The organism is Planctomycetota bacterium, assembly GCA_035574235.1.
Taxonomy (GTDB): domain Bacteria; phylum Planctomycetota; class MHYJ01; order MHYJ01; family JACPRB01; genus DATLZA01.
The window spans coordinates 24,860-43,510 of sequence record DATLZA010000129.1 but is presented as its reverse complement, the minus strand read 5'-3'; the positions used below and the strand labels follow the sequence as shown (position 1 = coordinate 43,510).

General features: G+C 68.7%; 19 protein-coding genes. 7 read left to right on the top strand and 12 right to left on the bottom strand.

Annotation, left to right across the window (positions count from 1 at the left end; all coding sequences use genetic code 11):
- A partial coding sequence (locus VNO22_11990) for an Hsp70 family protein (protein ID HXG62093.1) occupies positions 1-132 on the bottom strand: 132 nt, incomplete at its 3' end.
- Positions 133-433: 301 nt separating this feature from the next.
- On the opposite strand from VNO22_11990, the gene VNO22_11985 reads away from it, so the two are divergent.
- The 4 genes from VNO22_11985 to VNO22_11970 are packed head-to-tail and all read left to right on the top strand — an operon-like array spanning position 434 to position 2,270.
- Positions 434-892, top strand: a complete 459-nt coding sequence (locus VNO22_11985; protein ID HXG62092.1) for a hypothetical protein — start codon at positions 434-436, stop codon at positions 890-892.
- Between the two features lies 1 nt (position 893).
- On the top strand, positions 894-1,352 hold the full coding sequence (locus VNO22_11980) for a metal-dependent hydrolase (protein ID HXG62091.1): 459 nt from the start codon (positions 894-896) through the stop codon (positions 1,350-1,352).
- Entirely contained in the window at positions 1,339-1,794 is a 456-nt protein-coding gene (locus VNO22_11975) for a hypothetical protein (protein HXG62090.1), read from the top strand. The genes VNO22_11980 and VNO22_11975 overlap by 14 nt, the downstream gene beginning before the upstream one ends.
- On the top strand, positions 1,794-2,270 hold the full coding sequence (locus VNO22_11970; protein ID HXG62089.1) for a metal-dependent hydrolase: 477 nt from the start codon (positions 1,794-1,796) through the stop codon (positions 2,268-2,270). The genes VNO22_11975 and VNO22_11970 overlap by 1 nt, the downstream gene beginning before the upstream one ends.
- Here VNO22_11970 and VNO22_11965 read toward each other — a convergent pair.
- The 6 genes from VNO22_11965 to lysS all read right to left on the bottom strand — a co-directional run bounded on the left by VNO22_11965 (position 2,240) and on the right by lysS (position 10,476).
- On the bottom strand, positions 2,240-3,493 hold the full coding sequence (locus tag VNO22_11965; protein HXG62088.1) for a Glu/Leu/Phe/Val dehydrogenase dimerization domain-containing protein: 1,254 nt from the start codon (positions 3,491-3,493) through the stop codon (positions 2,240-2,242). The genes VNO22_11970 and VNO22_11965 overlap by 31 nt on opposite strands.
- Before the next feature lie 27 nt (positions 3,494-3,520).
- Positions 3,521-5,110, bottom strand: a complete 1,590-nt coding sequence (nadB, locus tag VNO22_11960) for an L-aspartate oxidase (GenBank protein HXG62087.1) — start codon at positions 5,108-5,110, stop codon at positions 3,521-3,523.
- Positions 5,107-6,555, bottom strand: a complete 1,449-nt coding sequence (locus VNO22_11955; protein ID HXG62086.1) for an HD domain-containing phosphohydrolase — start codon at positions 6,553-6,555, stop codon at positions 5,107-5,109. Before VNO22_11955 ends, nadB begins: the two co-directional genes overlap by 4 nt.
- A 64-nt stretch (positions 6,556-6,619) precedes the next feature.
- Positions 6,620-7,312 (bottom strand): ABC transporter ATP-binding protein, encoded by a 693-nt coding sequence (locus tag VNO22_11950; protein ID HXG62085.1) that lies wholly within the window; start codon positions 7,310-7,312, stop codon positions 6,620-6,622.
- Positions 7,305-9,032 (bottom strand): FtsX-like permease family protein, encoded by a 1,728-nt coding sequence (locus VNO22_11945; GenBank protein HXG62084.1) that lies wholly within the window; start codon positions 9,030-9,032, stop codon positions 7,305-7,307. The genes VNO22_11950 and VNO22_11945 overlap by 8 nt, the downstream gene beginning before the upstream one ends.
- A 7-nt stretch (positions 9,033-9,039) precedes the next feature.
- Positions 9,040-10,476 (bottom strand): lysine--tRNA ligase, encoded by a 1,437-nt coding sequence (lysS, locus tag VNO22_11940; GenBank protein HXG62083.1) that lies wholly within the window; start codon positions 10,474-10,476, stop codon positions 9,040-9,042.
- An 86-nt stretch (positions 10,477-10,562) separates the two neighbouring features.
- Here lysS and rnpA point away from each other — a divergent pair, with 86 nt between their 5' ends.
- Together rnpA and yidD are read left to right on the top strand one after the other, a co-directional pair.
- Positions 10,563-10,907: a ribonuclease P protein component gene (rnpA, locus tag VNO22_11935; protein ID HXG62082.1), complete on the top strand. Its 345-nt coding sequence runs from the start codon at positions 10,563-10,565 to the stop codon at positions 10,905-10,907.
- Positions 10,904-11,113: a membrane protein insertion efficiency factor YidD gene (gene yidD / locus VNO22_11930; GenBank protein HXG62081.1), complete on the top strand. Its 210-nt coding sequence runs from the start codon at positions 10,904-10,906 to the stop codon at positions 11,111-11,113. Before rnpA ends, yidD begins: the two co-directional genes overlap by 4 nt.
- A 5-nt stretch (positions 11,114-11,118) precedes the next feature.
- Here yidD and VNO22_11925 read toward each other — a convergent pair whose 3' ends face one another.
- From VNO22_11925 to VNO22_11915, 3 genes are read right to left on the bottom strand one after another with little or no spacing between them, the layout of a single operon-like run.
- Positions 11,119-12,237 carry a zf-HC2 domain-containing protein gene (locus tag VNO22_11925; protein HXG62080.1) on the bottom strand — a complete coding sequence of 373 codons (1,119 nt, stop codon included), beginning with the start codon at positions 12,235-12,237 and terminating at the stop codon, positions 11,119-11,121.
- Between the two features lie 56 nt (positions 12,238-12,293).
- Complete coding sequence (locus VNO22_11920) at positions 12,294-12,881, bottom strand: sigma-70 family RNA polymerase sigma factor (protein ID HXG62079.1); 588 nt, start codon at positions 12,879-12,881, stop codon at positions 12,294-12,296.
- 16 nt (positions 12,882-12,897) lie between these two features.
- Complete coding sequence (locus VNO22_11915; protein HXG62078.1) at positions 12,898-14,352, bottom strand: SUMF1/EgtB/PvdO family nonheme iron enzyme; 1,455 nt, start codon at positions 14,350-14,352, stop codon at positions 12,898-12,900.
- A 170-nt stretch (positions 14,353-14,522) separates the two neighbouring features.
- On the opposite strand from VNO22_11915, the gene VNO22_11910 reads away from it, so the two are divergent.
- Positions 14,523-16,193: a DUF1570 domain-containing protein gene (locus VNO22_11910; protein HXG62077.1), complete on the top strand. Its 1,671-nt coding sequence runs from the start codon at positions 14,523-14,525 to the stop codon at positions 16,191-16,193.
- Positions 16,194-16,202: 9 nt separating this feature from the next.
- Here VNO22_11910 and VNO22_11905 read toward each other — a convergent pair whose 3' ends face one another.
- Both VNO22_11905 and VNO22_11900 read right to left on the bottom strand, forming a co-directional pair.
- Positions 16,203-17,549: a sigma-54 dependent transcriptional regulator gene (locus VNO22_11905; protein HXG62076.1), complete on the bottom strand. Its 1,347-nt coding sequence runs from the start codon at positions 17,547-17,549 to the stop codon at positions 16,203-16,205.
- The gene (locus VNO22_11900) at positions 17,527-18,615 is read right to left on the bottom strand and encodes a glycosyltransferase (protein HXG62075.1); all 1,089 of its coding nucleotides are present in this window, start codon (positions 18,613-18,615) and stop codon (positions 17,527-17,529) included. Before VNO22_11900 ends, VNO22_11905 begins: the two co-directional genes overlap by 23 nt.
- Positions 18,616-18,651 lie beyond the last annotated feature (36 nt).

The following is an 18,651-nucleotide window of genomic DNA, read 5'->3' as shown; positions in this document are numbered from 1 at the left end:
CTCGGTAAAGGCCACCACCGACGGAGTCAGGTGAGACCCGTGCTTATTGGGAATGACCTTGACTTCGTTGCCCTCCACCACCGCCACCACCGAGTTGGTCGTCCCCAGGTCGATCCCGACGATCTTGCCCATGTTGCCTCCAGAGTTTGCCCATCAGCCATGGCGCAAATGCTTTGCCAAAGCGCAGCCGAGACTTATTGTGTAAGTGATTGCGCCCCAAATACATGAGCCCGCCCCCTGCAAGGATCGAAGCGAAGTGTCAGTGTGACAGACGCTGGCAGTCAAATTAGGGAAAAGCGACCCCGGGCGAATCCAGAATCATCGGGGCCCCCACCCTCCCTCAGAGAGGAGCCGAGCAAGGGCGACGCCCGTGTCGCCATTCTGAAAAGGCGAATGGAAGAAGGCCCCGTCTTGCCGATTTGAATGCAGCGGCATGTTCTCGAACCGATTTTGGCTCCTGAAGGTCTGCTCGGCCGTCGCCCTCATCGCCGGCCTCGGGCAGGCCGCCCGGCGGGATTTCGCCCGCCTTTACCCGACCGTGGAAGAATCGGCCGTCTACGCTCCCAGGCTCGCCGGCAAGGCCGTCTGGAGCTCCCCCCGCCCGGTCCTGCGCGTCCACGAGGACGGCTTCGAGATCGAAACCCGCGTCGGTCCCATCCGAATCGATGCGGCCCCTCCCCTTCCCCCGTCCGGGGAGTATGTAAGCATTCGCGGCCGGATCGTCGGGCCGCGCCGGGTCGCCGCCGACCTCGTCCAGCACAACGAGGGCCACGGCTGGAAGCGCCCGGCCAACTACGCCCTTTCGCTGGCCACCCTGGCGGTTTTCCTCTGGCTCATCCGAGGCCGGTTCGGAAGCCGCCTCCGGGAAGGACTCTTTCGGAGCCGGACCTGACATGGCCGACCTTCTCACGCACCTGGCGGTGGCCCGTGTCCCGGCGGCGTTCGTGAAGGACCGCCACGTCTCCCTCCTCCTCATCCTGGGCACGTTCCTGCCGGACCTGGCCGCCAAGAGCCTCTACTGGATCGCCTGGGCGTCGGAAGACTTCGTGCGCCCCACCCACTCCCTGCCGGGACTCCTCTGCCTTTCCTATCTCGCCTCGCTCTGGGTCGCCCTCCCTCTTCGGCGGGCGGCCTTCGCCGCCTTCTTCACGGGAGGCTTGCTTCACGTCGCCGTGGACATGCTCAAGGACACCCTCGATCAGGGCGCGGTGTTCTTTCTTTATCCCTTCTCGACCCGGGGATTCGAATTCGGTCTCGTGGACCCCGAAAACGTGATCTTCTTCCTGCCGCTCAACGCCGTCCTTCTGACGGCGGCCTGGCTCATCGAACGGAGACGGCATGTTCGGCTCTAAAGGGTTCGGATGGAAACTGGCCGTCGCCACGGCCCTGGCGCTCGGCATGGGAACCTGGTGCGCCGTCCGCGGACGGGATCTCAACCCCTCCCTCTGGCGGCTGGCGGCCGAGCCGCAGCGCTGGTCGGGTCAGTCGGTGTGGATCCCCGCCGCCCGCGTGGGCGAAGACGATCCGGAAGGCTTCTGGATCGAAAGCGACCGCGCGCGGTTCCGCGTCCGCGGCCGGGCCGCCGTGCGGCCGGGGGACGAAATCAGTCTGACGGGCCGCGTGAACGCCTCGGGCCCGCATCTCGAGCTCGACCGGCTTCGCGTCCTTCCCCGCCGGACGAATCTGCGCTGGGCGGTGGAGGCGGTATCTCTGGCCGTTCTGGGCGCGGTCCTCCTCAACTTCCGGCGCCGCTTCTCCTTCCATCCGGAGGTGGCGCAGGCGGAGCGGCGCTGATGGCGGATCTGGTCACCCACGTGGCGGCCGTGTTTCTCCCCGCGCGGACGCTGATGGCGGACGCGCGGGTGCGGGCCCTCGTCTATCTGGGCGCCTGCCTTCCGGACCTTCTCTACAAAGCGGGGGTCTACGCGCTGGGGGCGCCCACGTGGTTCTGCGAGCCCACCCACTCGCCGCTGGGGCTCGTACCGATCTGCTGGGCGGCGGCGCTCCTCTTCGAGGAACGCTGGCGGCGGCGCGCGTTCGGCGCGCTCTGGGCGGGCGGCCTCGCCCATCTCCTGGTCGATCTCGGCAAGGACTACATGGGCTCCGGAGTCATCCTTTGGGGGTTCCCGTTCACGATGGATCGCGTCGAGCTGGGCTGGTATGCGCCCGAAGACGCGCTCTTCTTCATGGTCCCCGCGGCCGTCGCGATCGCCCTCGTGGAAGGGATGGCCCGCCGGGCTCAGATTCCCCGCAGGAGCACCGCCTCGTAGACCCTCTGAATGGCCACCATGAAGGCGGCCCTGCGGAAGGTCACGTTGAACTTGCGGGCGGCCTGCGACACCTCCTGGTAGGCCCGGTCCAGAATCGTCTCGAGCTTCTTCTGGATCTCGCTTTCCTCCCAGTAGAACTGCTGGAGGTTCTGGGTCCACTCGAAGTAGGAAACCGTGACGCCGCCGGCGTTGGCCAGAATGTCGGGCACCACGGGAATTTTCCGCTCCGCCAGAATGTGATCGGCGTGCGGATTGATGGGGTTGTTGGCTCCTTCCACGATGAGGCGCGCCTGGATCCGCGGGGCGTTTTCCTCGGTGATCACCCCGTTCAAGGCCGCCGGAATGAGAATGTCGCAGGGCAGCTCGAAGAACTTCGCGCCGGGAATCGGATCGGCCCCTTTGAAGCCGGCCACGCTCCGGCGCTCGCGCGCGTGCGCCAGAAGCGCCGGAAGGTCGATCCCTTTCTCGTTGTAGACCGTTCCCTCGGCGTCCTGCACGGCCACGATCCGCGCGCCCGCGTCATGCAGGTACCGCGCCGTCCAGGAACCGACGTTGCCGAATCCCTGGACGGCCACTTTGGCCCCCTGGAGAGGCACGCCGAACTCCTTGCAGGCCCGCTGGGTGATGAAAAAGACGCCCAGGCCCGTGGCGTATTCCCGGCCCTTGGAACCGCCGAGGGAGACGGGCTTCCCCGTCACGATCGCCGGGGTGTAGCCGTGGCGGCGTCCGTACTCGTCCATCATCCAGCCCATGACCTTGGCGTTGGTGCCCACGTCGGGCGCGGGAATGTCCCGGTAGACCCCCAAGGCCATGTCGATCTTTCGGGTGAAGGTGCGGGTGATCTCCTGGAGCTCGCGCTCGGAAAGCTGCCGTGGGTCGCAGTTGACGCCTCCCTTGGCGCCTCCGTAGGGGATGTTGACGAGCGCCGTCTTCCACGTCATCAGCGAGGCGAGCGCCCGGACCTCGTCCATGTCCACGCTCGGGTGGTAGCGGATGCCGCCCTTGTAGGGACCGCGGGCGCCGTTGTGCTGGACCCGGTAGCCCACGTACTCCTCCAGGCGCCCGTCGTCCCGGTGCAGAATGATCTGGACGCGAAGTTCCCGGTAACAGTTGCGCATGATTCCTTTGTGCTGCTCCGGGATTTCCAGAAGTTCGGCCGCCCGGGAGTACTGCCAGTTGACCTCCTCGAACGCCGTCATCGCGCGCCGGAAGGTTTCGGCCATCCTCGTTCCTCCTGATTCCCCGCCCGCCTAAATCTTATCCCGCTTGATCCCGTTGCGCCGCAGCACGAGGTGAGCCCGCCAGCGGCGGTCGTCGGTGCGGGGATAATCGCGCCGGAAATGGACCCCGCGGCTCTCCGTGCGGCGCAGGGCCGCCAGGGCCATCAGCCGCCCCAGGACGAGCATGTTCTGAAGCTCCCATCCCTCCGGGTCGGCGAACGTCCGGTCCAGGACGTATCCCGACCAGAAGCCGATCGAACTCATGGCGTAGCGCAGGCCTTCGGCCTCCCGCTCGATCCCCACATAACGCCACATGACGCTCCGCAGGGAGTTGCGGATGTCCTCGAGGTCGAGATCCGCGCCTCGCGGATCCCGGCGGCCGACCCGCAGGCGGAATTCGGGCACCGGGCCGGCCGCCTCCTGGGCGGCCACGAAGCCCGCGCGCTTGCCGAAGACGAGGCACTCGAGGAGCGAGTTCGACGCCAGCCGATTGGCCCCATGGAACCCCACGGCGGCGCATTCGCCGCACGCCAGGAGATTGGGGACTGAAGTACGGCCCCAGAGGTCCGTGCGGATCCCCCCGATCATGTAGTGCGCGGCGGGCCGCACGGGAATGAGATCCCGCGCGGGGTCCAGGCCGAACTTCCGGCACAGGCGGGCCAGACCCGGGAATTGCCGCGGAAGGCTCTTGACCGGCCGGACATCCAGGTACACCTGCGTGTCCCGCGTGTCCACCATGTGCCGGAGGATGGACCGCGAAACGACGTCGCGCGGGGCCATCTCCGCCATCGGGTGGTAATCCTTCATGAAGGCGCGTCCGGAGCGGTCGCGGAGGATCGCTCCGGCGCCGCGGACCGCCTCGCTGATGAGCGCGCGGGAGGCGCCCGCGAGGTAGAGCGTCGTCGGATGGAACTGCATGAACTCGAGATCCATGAGCTCGGCCCCGGCGCGCCAGGCCATGGCGACTCCGTCTCCGGTGGCCACGGAGGGGTTGGTCGTCTCGCGGTAGACCTGCCCCAATCCGCCGGTGGCCAGGATCGTGCGGGCGGCCCGGACCCACTGGAGGCCGCGCTTGGCATTCCACACGAGGGCCCCCCAGCACGCGCCCCGCCAGGTCACCAGATCCACGGCGAACGTATCCTCGAGGATGCGCGCCCGGACATGCCGCAAAAGCTCCCGTTCGAGCATCGCGCCCGTCTCGTCGCCGCGATGGAGCACCCGCGCCGTGGAATGCCCCCCTTCCCGCGCGAAGGAAAGTCGCCGGCCTTCGCGGTCGAACGGAGCCCCCCACTCCAGAAGCTCCCGCACGCGCTCGGCTCCCTCGCGGATGACCACCTCGACCGCCTCGGGATCCGAAAGGCCGCATCCCACCCGCAGGGTGTCCTGGATGTGCGCCTCGGGGGAATCCTGCTCCGCCAGAGCGGCGGCGATGCCTCCCTGGGCGTAAAAGGAATTGCAGTCGGTCCGCCGCCGCTTGGTGACGATCAGCACCTTCCGGCGGGCCCGGACGGCCTCCAGGGCCGCCCGTAGCGCCGCCGACCCGCTGCCGACGATGAGCACGTCCGCCTCGATCGCCGGAAGCTTCGCCAGGTCGAAGGGCAGCAGATACCGCACCGTCATGTCGCCGGCCCGCCGGAAAGGGCGCCCGCGAGGGACCCGTGCCGGTAGCATCGCAGGAGCGCCCTGAGGACGTCCTCGTCGAAAAGGCCGCCGCCCTGGCGGGCCAGCTCACGGACGACGTCGCGGACGGGGCGGCCTCGCCCGCCGGGCCCGCCGCGCGCGCAGGCTTCGTCGAAGGCGTTGGCCACGATCACGATCCGCGCCAGAACGGGCAGGTCGGCGTTGCGCAGGCGATAGGGGAAGCCGCTGCCGTCGGCGCGCTCGTGATGATACCGGATGCCCGGGAGGATCTCGTCCGCTCCTTCGATTCCGGCCAGCAGGCGTTCCCCGGCATGCACATGCTCCTCGGGCGGCGGCTCGGCGGCGCCCCCGCGCGATCCGTGGCGGGCCACCAGGTCGCCCGCGTCGTGCAGGAGCGCGGCCAGGCGGACGCGGTGGACCTCGGTCGTGCTCAGGCCCATGCGTTCCGCCAGGGCCGCGGCGACCTCGGCCGTCCGGCGGGCGTGGCCGGGTCCCCCGGGCAGCGCCGCCTCCATGGCCGTCACGAGCGCCTGCGCTGTGCCCGCCCACCGGCGCAGGAACCGGTCCCGATCCCGGAATGCCCGGCGGGCGAGCGAAAGTTGCAGCGCGGCCGCGGCGGCCAGCTCGAGGTCGGCCGACGAAAGCGCCGCCCCCGCGCGGCTGGAGTGCACGTAGAGGAGCCCCTCCACGACCGACCCATCGAACACCGGCACACAGACGACCGACCGGATCCGGCCCAGGACCACGCTCTCGGAGGCGGCGAAACGCGCGTCCTGTCCGGCATCGGCGGTCAGCAGGGGAACCCCGCTCGTGCGGACCCGCTCGAGGATCGCGCGGCTGACCTTCTCCCCGGCCGCCACGCCGGGGGCCCGCACGACCGCGGCGGGGGCGAATCCTCCGTCCGCGGTGAAAAGGTAGACGGCATCGGCCCGCAGGGCGCGGGCCAGGACCTCGAGCGTCCGTTCCACGGCGGCGCCGGGCTCCGCGGCCTCGGAAAGCGCCCGCGCGATTTCGCAGGCCGCGCCGAAGGTCCGCGAGCCTGCGTCTCCGGCGACGCGCCCCAGGGGAAGCTCGATCGCGCCGGCCAGGGCCTTGTCCCCTTCCTCGAACTCCACCGTGCGGCGCGGGGCGGAAGGGGCTTCGTCCACGAACGCGAGGACCGTGGTCCCGATGAGGAGCCGGTCCCCGTTCTTCAGAAGCTCCTCGGTGACGCGGACGTTATTGACGTAGGTGCCGTTGGTGGAATTGAGGTCGCGGACGAAGCAAAGCTCCCCGAGGCGGAAAATCTCCGCGTGCGCGCGGGAGACCCCCTGATCGAGGATCTGAATGATCTGGCTCTCCTCCCGCCCGATCGTGAGGGGCGTATCCTGGATCTCGAAGGTTTTGCCCTGGTTGGGACCCGTCACGACGCGGATGTAGGCCATTCGCCGGTCGTCTCATCATAATCGCGGAGGGGAGCCCGTCAAGGGGGGCGTCTCCGGAAATCCTCTATTCCACGAACCGGCCGTCCACCAGGCGCAGTCGCCGGTGGGCCATCGCGGCGACTTCGGGATCGTGCGTGACGATCAGGAAGGTCTTTCCCGTATCCCGGTTGAGGTCGAGGATGAGTTTCTGAATCTCGCGCGACGTGGCGGCGTCCAGGTTCCCCGTGGGTTCGTCGCAGAAGACGATCTCCGGGTCGCCGGCCAGGGCGCGGGCGATGGCCACCCGCTGGCGTTCGCCGCCGGAAAGCTGCGGAGGAAGATGGTGCAGGCGCGATCCCAGCCCCAGCCGTTCCAGAAGCTCCCGCACCCGGCGGTGGTGATCGCCCCGGCGGCGCAGCCATTCCCCCGTCCCCTCCCGGATCATGAGGGGAAGAAGACTGTTCTCGAGCGCCGTGAGCTCCGGGAGCAGGTGGTACATCTGAAAGACGAAGCCGAAGTGAGCGTTCCGGAGACGGGCCTGCTCCTGGCGGTCCAGCGCGGAGAGGCGCCGGCCGCGATAGATCACGTCCCCGGAGGTCGGCCGGTCCAGGAACCCCATGATGTGAAGGAGCGTGGATTTCCCCGCGCCCGACGGGCCCACGATGGCGGTGATCCGGCCCGGTTCGATCGAGAGCGTCACGCCCTTGAGGACGCGCAGCGTCGTCTCGCCGCTGGGGTAGTCCTTGACGACGTCCTCGACCCGCAGGAAGTCATTCATCGCGGATCGCCTCGATGGGGTCCGCCGCGGCCGCGCGCAGCGCCGGATAGATGGAGAAGATGACGCTCACGACGAGCGTCAGCGCCACGATCAGGGCGAGGGCCCGGTAATCCACGTGGACCGGGATGCGGTCGAGGTAGTAGATCGTGGGCGAGAAAAGCTCCAGCCCCCGCCATCCCGGCTCCGGTCGAAGCAGCGTCACCGAAAGGGCGATCGCCAGCGCCGCGACGATCGCCAGGAGGAAGGCGGAAAAGAGGATCGTGGCGGCGAATCCGAAGAAGATCCAGCCGGGACGGCGCCTCCAGCGGTCCAGGAACCTCCAGCTCCCGGCCACGAGGAGCCAGGCCAGGACGGTTCCGCCCACGAGCCTGGCCCGGAAGCCCGGCCCGAGGCGCGGATCGTAGGCGTCCACCGGCTGGTAGCCCGGCACCCAGGCGGTCGAAAGCCACGCCGCCCCCGCGAAAGCCGCCGCCGCCGCGCCGATGCGCAGCCACGGGTGGGGCCGCCGCTCCTTGTAGAGGACGGCCCAGTTGGCCACGAGCGCCGCGCCGGCCGCTAGGAGCGCCCCCGCGGCCCAGGCGCTTCCCCCCCACTCCATCCGCATCCGGTTCATCTCCCGCGAGACGACGCGGACGAAATCCTGGATCTCGTTGACGTTGTGCGCCAGGAGAAGCCCCAACAGCAGCCCGAAGGCCGAGCCGATCACCCCGCAGAGCCCTCCGCTCGTCAGGAAGATCGAGACGATGCCCTGCTCGGTGGCCCCCAGGGCGCGGAGGATCCCGATGTCGCGCGTCTTGGCCCGCACGACGAGCGTGTAGATGGCCGCGATGTTGAAGGCCGCCACGACGACGATGAGGAAAAGGACGATGATCATGATCGCCCGCTCCACGTCCACCGCGGCCAGGAGCGTTCCGCGCACCTGCTCCCAGGTCTGCGTGCGGAAGAGCCCGCAGCGGAAGAACCGGTGGGACTCGGGGTTGGAACACGGACGGAACTCGTGGAGGGTGTCCAGAATCGCGCGCCGGACGTCGAGGCCGTGCCGGGCGTAGTCGTCCACGGCCACGGCGAGCTGATTCACGCGGGGCGGATCGGCGAGCTTGAGGAACCTCTGGGCGTCGGCCAGGTGCATGAAAACGTAGTTCGAGTCGTAATCGGTCATGCCGCTGCGGAAGGTGCCGACCACCGTGAAATCGCCGACCAGCAGCATGGGGACGTCGCCGTAGCGGGCGGTCGTCAGGCCCGCCCGGCCGAAGGCGGGAAGTTCCGCCCCCACGACCAGGCCCGGGTGCGGAGGCACATCCCCGGAGTCTTCCCGAAAGTCGAACGCGCGCTTGGTTCCCTGGGCGAAGTACCGGGCGAGGTCGCCCACGAGCCGTTCCTTGTCCGGCAGGACGCCCAGGAGGACGACGTCCCGCGGGGCGCTGCCGCGGCCGAGCCAGGCGGCGTACTCGATCCGGGGCGCGCAGCCCCGCACGTGAGGAAGCGCCGAAATGCGGGCGCAGATCTCGTCGTACTGCGAGATCCACAGGCTCTTGTCGTAGGAGGAGACCACGATGTCCGTCAGCATCCCCCGGATCCGGGCGCGCATGTCGCGGGAAAAGCCGCCCATGATCGAGGTGACGACCACGAGCGTCATGATCCCGAGCGCGACGCCCGCGATCGAGAAGTAGACGATCCGGTGCGCCCGGAGGTACCGGAACGCCATGAAGAGCTTGTACACGTCCGGCCTACTTCTTCCCCGGTTCCCGCAGCAGCGGGAAGAGGATGACCTCGCGGATCGAAGGGTTGTCGGTCAGGATCATGACGAGGCGATCCACGCCGATGCCGATGCCGCCGGCCGGAGGCATGCCGTGCTCGAGGGCCAGGAGGAAGTCCTCGTCGATTTTGCCTTCCCGGGCCATCTCGTCGCCGCCGGCCTGGGCGACGAGCCGCCGGCGCTGCTCGAGGGGGTCGTTGAGCTCGGTGTAGGCGTTCGAGATCTCGAATCCGGCGGCATAGACCTCGAACCGGTCGGCGTATCCGGGCCGGTCGGGCAGCTCGCGGCAGAGCGGGGTCATCTCGATGGGCTGCTGGAGGACGAAACAGGCGTCCTGAAGATGCGGCTGGACGAACTGCCCGAACACTTCGTCCTGAAGCTCGGGCTTGGAGAGCCCGGCGACTTCGATGCCGCGATCGGCGAGTTTCCGGCGGCAGGCGTCGAGGTCCTCGGGGTCGATGCCGGCGTGTTCCCGGATGAGCGCGCCGAAGTCCTTGCGCGGCCAGGGGGGCGTCAGGTCGATCGTCCGCTCCCCGTAGGGAACCCGCGTGCCTCCGGCGATCTCCCGCGCCAGGAAAGCCACGAGGTTCTCGACGAGCTCCATCATCGTCCGCAGGTCGCCGAAGGCGTGATAGAGCTCCAGGAGGGTGAACTCGGGGTTGTGCTGGGTGTCCACGCCTTCGTTGCGGAATACGCGGCCGATTTCGTAGACCTTCTGAACGCCCCCGACGAGGAGCTTCTTGAGGGGGATCTCCAGGGCGATGCGGAGGTAAAGGTCCATGTCGAGCGCGTTGTGATGCGTCTTGAAGGGACGCGCGGCCGCCCCTCCCGGGATCGAATGCATCATCGGCGTTTCGACTTCGACATACCCCCGGTCGTCGAGGAAGCGACGCATCAGCGAGAGAATGCGGGTTCGCTTGAGGAACTTCCGCAGAACCTCGGGGTTGGCGATGAGATCGAGGTAGCGCTGGCGGTAGCGGGCCTCGGGGTCGGTCAGGCCGTGCCACTTTTCGGGAAGCGGCCGGAGGGTCTTCGTGAGAAAGGTGAAACGCTCGGCGAAGATCGTGATTTCGCCGGTCCGGGTCTTGCCGAGAGGGCCGGAAAAGGCCGCCCAGTCGCCGATGTGGAGATTTTCGAAGACCGGCCAGACGTCGGCGAGCTTGTCCTTGCGGGCGTGGACCTGGATCTTGCCGGTCCAATCCCGCAGATCGAGGAACGCGGCCTTGCCGAACCCGCGCAGAGCGGTGACCCGTCCGGCGGCGGTGACCGGGCGATTTTCGAGCTCGGCGTACCGGGCCGCGATCTCGCCGGCCGGCTGCGCGCCGTCGAAGCGCCGGCCGAAGGGGTCCACCCCCAGGCCGCGCAGGGTTTCCAGGCACTTCAGGCGCTCTTCGCGTTCATCGGACATGGGGCCCGGATGTTAGCAGAGGGCGGAGCCCCAAGTCCAGAACCGCCCGATGCGCCGGCGCCCTGGACGTGCTATGATAAGCGCTCGTGAACGAAGGGCTCCCCCGGTCCGAGCGGCTCACGCGGCAGAGGGACATCGACGAAGTCTACCGCCGCGGCCGCCGGTGGCACGGCCGCCTCCTGCGCGTGCACGTGAAGGGAAACGAGCTGGCGTTCTCGCGCTTCGCCGTCAGCGTCCCCCGGCGGCTCTGCCGGGCCGTCGGCCGGAACCGCTGGAAGCGGCTGCTGCGCGAATCCTTCCGGCGCAACAAAGCCGCGATCGGCCCGGGCCTCGACATCGTGGCGGTCCCGACGGCCCCTCCGGGCCATCTCAAGCGCCCCGCCGTGGAAGCGGCGCTCCTGGAACTCATCCGCCGACATCGAAACCGATGAAAACGATCCTCGTGGCGCTCGTGCGGGCCTATCAGATCCTCATCTCCCCGTGGCTTCCGCCTTCCTGCCGCTACTTCCCGAGCTGCTCGAACTACATGATCGAGGCGATCCGGAAACACGGAGCCTGGAAGGGAACGGCGTACGGGCTCCGGCGCCTCCTGCGGTGCGCTCCCTGGGGCGGACACGGATTCGACCCCGTGCCGTAAGGAACCTATTTTTTGTCGGGCTCGGCAGCCAGCACGTGAAGAACCAGCCGCACCCGCGCCGGGGCGGCGGCAAAATCGGCCTTCCCGGACGGAACCGACTTCGCGCCGCCCGCGTCGGCGCCCGACCTGGCGTCGGCCGGCGCGCCCTTCCGCGCCGAAGACGCCTCCGGCGCCGCGAGAACCAGAAGAATCCCCGACTCGCTCTGGAGTTCCTTCCGAATCCGCTGGAGCTGCTCGGCCGTCGCCTCCACGACGATGGGAGCGCTCGGCGCCGGAGCCGTCTTGGTCTCCGGGACGGCGACCCCGACCTTCCGAAGCGCCCGCTCGACCTGCTCCCGGGCGCGTGCGGGATCGGCGGCCCGGACGGTCCATTCCACTCCTCCCGCCGGCGCCGCCTGGAGCTCCTCCTTCGCCGCCGGCGCTCCGGCACGCTCCCGTTGCATTCCGCCGACGGTGGCGCCCCGCCTCATCGCCGCAGGCTTTTCTTCCGCCTCCGGCGCCGCCGGCCGTCCCTTTTCCGCAAGGGCGCGCAGGTTCTCCTGTCCCTTATCCGACGAGGCGACCGGCGCCGGCGCCGCCTTGGGAGGTTCCGGGGCCGGAGGAGCGCCGGGAGCCGCCGTCCCGGCCCGGTCCGCGGAGGGCGGGAGCGCCGCCGCCGGAGGCTCGGTCCGCGTCGCGCCCTCCTGCCGGAGCTTGGAAAGCCCGCCCGGAAGCTCTCTCTTGCCGAGCGTTTCGTCCCCCTCCGGCGCCTGAAGATGCCCGATCGCGGGCGCCAGGTCTTCCCGCCCGCCGGAACGCTCCACCCTCAGAAAGTAGGCGACGTTGAGGGCGAGGAAAACGCCGGCCGCGGCGGCCATGGACCACACCAGGCGCCTCCGCCACCGGTCCCGCCGCCGCGCCGCCCGCTCGCCCTCGAGCGCCCGCGCGATCCCCTCCGACGCCTCCCGGGGCAGGCCCGGCCGCGACAGCTTGCGGACGAGCTGCGACACCGACCGGATCTCTCCCAGATCGCGAAGACACTCCGAGCAGCCGGCGATGTGGCGCTCGACTTTGGCCTTCTCGGCCCCGTCGAGCTCCCCGTCGTAGTACCCGGTGAGCAATTCCTTGTCGAAGGCGCAGCCCATCGGCCTCCATTCTCCGGGGCCCGGCCTTCCGGGCCCCATGCTTTCGACGTCCTCCATCAGGCCAGGGTTCCGATAAACGACTTGAGCCGTTCCTTCAGTTCCAGCCGCGCCCGGTGCAACCGGGAGCGCACCGTCCCCTTGGGAATCCCCAGGATCTCCGCGATCTCTTCGTACGAGTGCCCCTGGAGATCGCGCAGGAGGATGACCTGGCGGTCCTCGTCGGAAAGAAGATCGAGCGCCTGCTGGACCTTCTTCTGGGTTTCCTCGGACTCCAGGCGCGCGGCGGGATCGATCCGCTCGGCGGGCTCGAGGCCGGGCCGGACGCCGTCATCGGACGCTTCCAGCGGGACAGCGGGCCGCCGGCGTTCCCGGCGGTAGGAGACCGCCTCGTTGAAGGCGATCCGGTAGAGCCACGTCGAGAACGCCGCGTCTCCCTTGAACTCGCCGATCTTTCGATAGGCGTTCAGAAACGCGCGCTGAACGACGTCGCAGGCGTCTTCGTCGTTGCCGCAGAACCGCCGGACGGCCGCGTAGATCCTCTCCTGGTGGCGGACGACCAGTTCGTTGAAGGCGGCGGGATCGTCCTGCCGGGCGCACCGCGCCACCAGCTCGCGGTCCGGAAGGTCCCGGAGGGACGCCGTCATGGAGCGCTCCTCGCGCCTACGGGATGTCCGCCACGCAGCGGAAGCCCACGTCCGGATGGCCCAGCCGCGGGTCCTCCGGGTACACATTGGCGCAGCGCAGCGCGCGGCGGTCGGTCATGAAGGAGCCGCCCTTCAGGATGCGAAACTCCTCCTCCCGATCCCCCACCTTGCGGCGCATCGTCGTGGAGGTCCATTCCCACACGTTGCCGGCCATACCGTATACGCCGAAAGGGCTGGGGTCGTTGGGGAGGTCGGTCGCGTCCACGGGCGCCGTGCCGGGCGCCAGGTGCTTGTGGAGCTGCCAGTACTCAAGCGAGTTGGCGTGGAAGACGTTTTCCTTCTCGGCGAAGAGGTTGCCCCAGGGATATTCCCGGCGGTCCGGCCCCCGGGCGGCCACTTCCCACTCCTCGGCGGTCGGCAGGCGCTTGCCCGCCCACCGGGCGTACGCCTCGGCGTCTTCGTACGTGACGTATACGACCGGGTGGCGCTCCCGCCCCTTGAGGGGTTTCCCGCCCGGCCAGTACGGCGACCGGGCCGGAGGCGGACGCCGCGTCGCCAGCATGAAGGCGTAGTACTCCTCGTTCGTGACCTCGTAGCGGTCGATGAGGAAAGCGGGCAGTTTGACCGAGCGCAGCGGTTTCTCGTCCGGATATTCGTCGGAATCCCCGCCCACCCAGCAGACCGTGGAAGGGATCCGCACCATGTTCTTCCGGGCCGAAAGCGTCCGAATGCGTTCCTGGAATTCGAGGACGAGACTCCGCCGCTCAGGGTAGAACGCCGCCGCCCGCTCCGCGGCGGCCATGGCGGCCGGAAACGCGCCGGCCTCGAGGTGCCGGCGGGCCTCGGCCATCGAGCGCTCATACTGCTGCTCCGCCTCGCGGCGCAGCGACGCGATCTGATCGATCAGGTGCCGGAACTCCTCGTCGGCGGCCAGACCGGGATGCTCGGTCCGCGCCTTCTCGAGGACCTGGAGCGCCGCCTCCCAGAGATCGTCGCGGCGGAGCTTCTCGACCTGCTCGCGGATCTCGGCGAGGGCCTTCTCGCGGCGGCGCCGCTCCTCGGCGGCGCGCTCGGCTTCGGCCTTCCGCCCGCGGGAGATGCGATCGGCCAATTCCCGCAGTCCTTCGCCCTCGGGCGCGAGCGACCGGGCCTCGGCGGCGAGCTTTTCGGCGTCGTCCCAGCGCCCCTCGTCGGCCGCCTTCCGCGCGGCCTCGAGCTTGGCCGCGTACTCCCCGGCCGGATTCGGGCGCGACGCCGGGGCGGGTTCCGCGGCACGCGGCGGAGGAGGAGGAACTTCCGGCTCGACGGAGACGTGCGGCGCCGGCGCGGGAACGGGCTCCTTGATTCGAACGCGCTCGGCATCCCGGCGGCGCCATTGAAGGACCAGAAACGCGGAAAGAAGCACGACGAGCACGAGGATTCCCGCCAGAGGCCAGGGATTGGCCCCGCGGGGCTTCGCTTCAGGCGCCATTTCTGGCATTCTACGGATTCGCCGGCCCCGGATCAAAGAGTGGCGTTGCCGCGGCGGGAAAAGGACGGCGCACGCCTTTGGGTCCCCACCCGCGACGGAGATCGCGCATATAATAGGAAAGGATCGTGGGCGGTTCGGCGGAAGGCGAACCGGTGGGAGGAGGATTGCGCATGCGTCCATGGGGGCCGGCGTCCGCCTGTATTCTGGCCATCGCGGGGATGTCCTCGAGTCAGGAAGGCCGGCCCGGCGGCCGTCCCCGAACCGAATTTGAAACCGAGCATTTCCGGATCGCCTCGGCGCGGGGGGTCCTTCCCGACGAGCACTTCCCCGCGACGCTCGAAGACCTCTGGGCCGCCTGGACCTCGAAGCTCGGAGGAACGCCCCCGGGCGGCAAGATGCGGATCGTGCTGCACTTCAACGCCGACGCCTTTCACGAGCAGATCGGACAGGGACAGCCGCACAGGATCCGCCACGAAGAGCTTCATGTGCTCTGCGATGAACAGGTCCTCCAGCACGTGGCCGCCGGCGGCACGCGGCTCTACGTGAACGCCGCCTACCCCAAGGTGGGCGCTCGGACCGATCTTCCTCCCTGGATTTTCGCCGGTCTCGGAGGATATTTCGCCTCTTCCCGCGCGGCGGCCGGGAAGCTCGAGATGGATTCCCCGAAGATTCCCGACGCCCACATGAACATCCTTTCCCTCCAGAACCTTCTGCGTTCGCCCGACGGGTACGCTCTCGAGCGCGCGCTCCGCGCGGAGGGGCGGGACTATGATATCCGGCGTCGGGTGGTGGATCTGGAGGCCTGGGGGATCTTTTATTTCCTCTTCAACGCCCCGGACGACGAGGGCGGCCGGGGTAAGAACGCCGCCGCGGTCCCCCGCTTTCTGGCGGCGCTCGAGGAGGGACGCAAGCCCGAGGAGGCGCTCAAGGAGCTCTGGGCCGGCGGAGCCTCGAGCCTGGACCGCGCGGTGCGCGACTACTTCCAGAAGCTCAAAGCGGACGTGGCGGACCGGGAGGAAGGGCACTGGCTGGTCGGAGAGACCGCGCACTACGTCATCTACGTCCAGAAGGGGGCGCAGAACCGCAGGACCAAAGCCACGGACCGGCAGATCCTTCAGGACCTCAAATTCAAGATGGAGCTTCTCTTCGAAAAATATGCGCTCGCCTTCCGATTCCAGGGGCGCCTGGCCCAGAAGGCGACGCTTCGGTTGTACAAGGATCGTTCCACGTACCTGAGCGCGGGGGCCCCTCCCGGCTCGGCGGCCTACTACAACTCGGGCAGCAAGGAGCTCGTCGGTTACGAGGACAGCGCGGAGACGGGCATCGTCTTCCAGATCCTCTGCCATGAGGGATGCCACCAGTTCTTCGACCTGGCTTTTCCCGGCTTCTACGACACGCCGGATCTCCCCATGTGGTTCAGCGAGGGCCTGGCCGACTGCTTCGGAGCCTCGGAAATCCGGGGGCGGGACTTGTACGTCTTCACCCTGGGGGGCGTGGCGGCCTGGCGCGTGGACGCGATCAAGGAACACCTCCAGACCAAGCGGACGTCGAGCCTCAAGGACCTGCTGGGGATGAACCGGGCGACGTTCATGGCGCGTGCGGACGTCCACTACCCGCAGTCGTGGTCGTTCGTGCACTTCCTCTGGAATTATCCGACGCTCGACCAGGGCAAGGGCCAGTATTCCGAGATCGTCATCCGGCTGATCGACGGCTTCAAGGTGGGCAAATCGCGCGCGGAAGTCTATCAGGAGGCCTTCCGGGTGAAGGGGAAACCCGTCTCGATCGACGACCTCGAGCGGGAGTGGAAGGAATACGTCAAGAAGCTGCGGGTCCGCAAGTAGTCCGCCGCCTCACTCCTCGATGCCGTATTGCCGCAGCTTCTCCCACAGGGTCTTGCGGGAGATTCCGAGGATCCGCGACGCTTCGCCCCGATGGCCGCGGGTGTAGGCCATAACGGCGCGGATGTGGCGCTCTTCGGCCTCGGCGATCGTTTCGGCCAGGGTGGCCGGCGGCCCGCCGGCGGGCGGCTCAGGGCTCGAGGCGCCCAGGGGTCGCAGGAGATGTTCCCGCTTGAGGACGCGCTCCTCTCCCGCCAGCACGATGGCGCGCTCCACGGCGTGCTGAAGCTCCCGGACGTTGCCGGGCCACGCGTAGGCCTGCAGCGCTTCGAGAACTTCGGGGGCCACCGCGTACTCCCGGCCGCGCCCGCAGAGGCGCATGAAATGGTCCACCAGAAGCGGAATATCTTCCGGACGCTCCCGCAGGGGCGGGACGCGGATCTTGACGACGTTGAGGCGATGAAAGAGGTCCTCGCGGAAGCGTCCCGCCCGGACGAGCTCCCAGAGATCCTTCTTGGTCGCGGCGATGAGGCGCACATCCACCTTCACCGCGCGGTCGGAGCCCAGCCGCTCGACCTCGCGCTCCTGGATGACGCGCAGGAGCTTGACCTGGGGAAGCGGCTGCATGTCGTCGATGTCGTCGATGAAGAGCGTGCCGCCGTGGGCGCGTTCGAACCGGCCGGGTTTGTCGGCGCGGGCGTCGGTGAAGGCTCCCCGCACGTGGCCGAAGAGTTCATCTTCAAGAAGCGTCTCGGGAAAGACGCTGCAGGACATCTTCACGAGAGGGCCCTCCCGGCGGGGCGAGTGGGCGTGCAGGGCCTCGGCCACGAGCTCCTTCCCGGTGCCGCTTTCGCCCTCGATGAGGACGTTGGCGTCGCTGGGGGCGACGGACCGGATGAGGTCGTAGACGGCCTGCATCTTCGCGGACCGGCCGACGAGGGCCCCGAACCCCCGGCGCCCGGCGAGTTCCTCGCGCAGCTCGCGGTTTTCCCGCTCCAGACGCACCAGGCGCTCGATGCGCCGGACGCGGGCCACGACGTCCTCGTTGAAGAAGGGCTTCTGAAGATAGTCCTCCGCGCCCTCCTTGACCGCGGCCACGGCGTCCTCGACGCTGGCGTAGGCGGTGATGAGCAGGACCTTGCAGGAAGGCTGGAGTTCCCGCGCCCGCCGGAGCACCGCGCGGCCGTCGGCGCGGGGCAGGCGCATGTCCGTGATCAGGCAGTCGAAGGAGTCCTCGGCGAGCGCCCGGAGGGCCTGGTCGCCGTCGGAGGCGACGGTAACGTGGTAGCCGGCGGCCCGGAGGGCGTCGGCGAGGGTGACGGCGATGGTGCGCTCGTCATCGGCCAGGAGGATTTTCATCCAGGACGCGGCGGAGGATGTCCCGCCCCGCGTACGGACGCGCGGCGGCCCCGGCCGCCCGTTTCATCATATCCAGGCGCGCCGGAGTTTCCAACAGGCGGGCGACTTTGTAGTCGAGAAGATCGATCGAACGCGCCTTGACGGCGGCGCCGAGCTCGACGAGGTAGTCGGCGTTGCATTCCTCCTGGCCGGGGATCGGGGCGAAAATGACCATGGGCAGGCGCCGGGCCAGGCACTCGCTGACCGTCAGCCCGCCCGCCTTGGTGATCATGAGGTCGCTGCGCCCCATGAGCTCCGGGACGTTGTGGACGAAACCGTGGACTTCGGCGCGGTCGCCCGCCCGCGCCGCCAGCTTCCGGCGCATCCGTTCGTTTTTCCCGGCCACGACGGTCAGGTGAAAGGGAACGGGGACTTCGAGGAGCCGCGCGAGCGCCTCCTCCATCTGTCCCATGCCGAAACCGCCGCTCATGAAAAGAAGCCGCGGGCGATCGGACGGCGGGTACGCGCCGTCCTGGGCGAACGCCGGATGAATGGGGATGCCCGTCAGGTGGATGCGGTCGGGCGGGTACCCGTAGCGGGCGAGCTTGACCTTGACCTCCTCGCAACCGACGAAGTACCCGGCGGCCCGGCGGTTGAGCCACATCGTATGCACGTCGTAGTCCGTGACGACGATATAGACGGGGATGCCGACGCGCTTGGCCAGGAGCACGTTGGCCGGGAGGAAATGGGTGCAGATCGCCACGTCGGGCCGGAATTCTTCCACGTGTTCCATGAGTTTCCGGTAGGTGAGCCGGTCGTAGAGCTCGATCGCCTTCTTGAGGCGCCGTCGCTCCACGTTGCGGCCCATGCGGTCGTAGACCGCGCCCCAGAGGTTGGGGGCGTAGGTGGCCATCCAGAAGTAGCTCTGCTCGTAGACCTTGGCGAAAAGGCGGTTCGTGTAGCGGAGGGAATCCACCCAGGCGACCTCGACGCCCGGGCAGAAGGCGCGCGCGTTCTCGGCGATGGCTTCGGCGGCGCGGTTATGGCCCGCGCCGGCGGAGGCCGAAAGAACGAGAATTCGGGTCATGGGATCAGCGTAGCACGCGGCGGCGGGGGACGCCAT

Excerpts from the sequence above, each read along its gene's own strand:
- VNO22_11985 (HXG62092.1), top strand. The coding sequence starts at position 434 with ATGTTCTCGAACCGATTTTGGCTCCTGAAGGTCTGCTCGGCCGTCGCC.
- VNO22_11980 (HXG62091.1), top strand. The coding sequence starts at position 894 with ATGGCCGACCTTCTCACGCACCTGGCGGTGGCCCGTGTCCCGGCGGCG.
- VNO22_11975 (HXG62090.1), top strand. The coding sequence starts at position 1,339 with ATGTTCGGCTCTAAAGGGTTCGGATGGAAACTGGCCGTCGCCACGGCC.
- VNO22_11970 (HXG62089.1), top strand. The coding sequence starts at position 1,794 with ATGGCGGATCTGGTCACCCACGTGGCGGCCGTGTTTCTCCCCGCGCGG.
- VNO22_11965 (HXG62088.1), bottom strand. The coding sequence starts at position 3,493 with ATGGCCGAAACCTTCCGGCGCGCGATGACGGCGTTCGAGGAGGTCAAC.
- nadB (HXG62087.1), bottom strand. The coding sequence starts at position 5,110 with ATGACGGTGCGGTATCTGCTGCCCTTCGACCTGGCGAAGCTTCCGGCG.
- VNO22_11955 (HXG62086.1), bottom strand. The coding sequence starts at position 6,555 with ATGGCCTACATCCGCGTCGTGACGGGTCCCAACCAGGGCAAAACCTTC.
- VNO22_11950 (HXG62085.1), bottom strand. The coding sequence starts at position 7,312 with ATGAATGACTTCCTGCGGGTCGAGGACGTCGTCAAGGACTACCCCAGC.
- lysS (HXG62083.1), bottom strand. The coding sequence starts at position 10,476 with ATGTCCGATGAACGCGAAGAGCGCCTGAAGTGCCTGGAAACCCTGCGC.
- yidD (HXG62081.1), top strand. The coding sequence starts at position 10,904 with ATGAAAACGATCCTCGTGGCGCTCGTGCGGGCCTATCAGATCCTCATC.
- VNO22_11925 (HXG62080.1), bottom strand. The coding sequence starts at position 12,237 with ATGGGCTGCGCCTTCGACAAGGAATTGCTCACCGGGTACTACGACGGG.
- VNO22_11920 (HXG62079.1), bottom strand. The coding sequence starts at position 12,881 with ATGACGGCGTCCCTCCGGGACCTTCCGGACCGCGAGCTGGTGGCGCGG.
- VNO22_11915 (HXG62078.1), bottom strand. The coding sequence starts at position 14,352 with ATGGCGCCTGAAGCGAAGCCCCGCGGGGCCAATCCCTGGCCTCTGGCG.
- VNO22_11910 (HXG62077.1), top strand. The coding sequence starts at position 14,523 with ATGCGTCCATGGGGGCCGGCGTCCGCCTGTATTCTGGCCATCGCGGGG.
- VNO22_11905 (HXG62076.1), bottom strand. The coding sequence starts at position 17,549 with ATGAAAATCCTCCTGGCCGATGACGAGCGCACCATCGCCGTCACCCTC.
- VNO22_11900 (HXG62075.1), bottom strand. The coding sequence starts at position 18,615 with ATGACCCGAATTCTCGTTCTTTCGGCCTCCGCCGGCGCGGGCCATAAC.